General features: G+C 70.1%; 1 protein-coding gene and 1 pseudogene. Both read left to right on the forward strand.

All coding sequences use genetic code 11. The annotated features are described in order from the left end of the window. Nucleotides 1–219: pseudogene (locus CF161_RS33005) on the forward strand (hypothetical protein); the annotation flags it as partial. After that, on the forward strand, nucleotides 216–675 hold a 460-nt coding region (locus CF161_RS00025), incomplete at its 3' end, for a biotin/lipoyl-binding protein (protein ID WP_020294467.1). The pseudogene CF161_RS33005 and the gene CF161_RS00025, both read left to right, overlap by 4 nt.

The raw sequence follows: 675 nt of genomic DNA on the forward strand, positions 1-675 counted from the left end.
ACCGCCGGCGCCAGCACCGCCCAGCAATACCTCAAGGCCCAGCGCCGTGATGTGCAACGCCAGGCCGAGCTGGCCGGCGCCGATGCCCAGGTCATGGACGCGCAGTTGCGGCTGTTCAAGGCTATGGGCGGGGGCTGGCGTGACGCGCCGCCGATCGCCCCTGCCACGCGGCTCGCCCGCCACTCTTCCACCCCGCCTGAAAGCGAGTACCCGCAATGACCGATACCCCCGCTCCCGCTTCGACTGCGGCCCCCGCGCGCGCCCTGACCCGACGCCGTGTGCTGATTTACGCCACATCGGTGCTGGCCGGCCTGCTGCTGGTCACCTGGTGTGTGCACTGGTGGCGCAACGGACGCTTCCAGATTGAAACCGACGATGCTTACCTGCGGGCCGACATTGTCACGGTCGCCCCACGGATCTCCGGCTACCTGGCCGAAGTCCGGGTGCAGGACAACCAGGCGCTCAAGGCCGGCGACCTGCTGGCCAGCATCGAAGACCCGGATTACCAGGCCCATGTCGACCAGGCCCAGGCGGCCGTCGACGAAGCGCTGGCCGAAACCCGCGCGCAACTGGCGCGCATCGCCAACCTGGCGGCACGCCAGCGCCAGCAGCAAAGCCTGATTGCCGAAGTCGAAGGCCGCGCCCGCGCCGCCGAAGCCGAGTCGCGCCAGGCCA

It is taken from the genome of Pseudomonas sp. CF161 (genome assembly GCF_000416215.1).
Taxonomy (GTDB): Bacteria; Pseudomonadota; Gammaproteobacteria; order Pseudomonadales; family Pseudomonadaceae; genus Aquipseudomonas.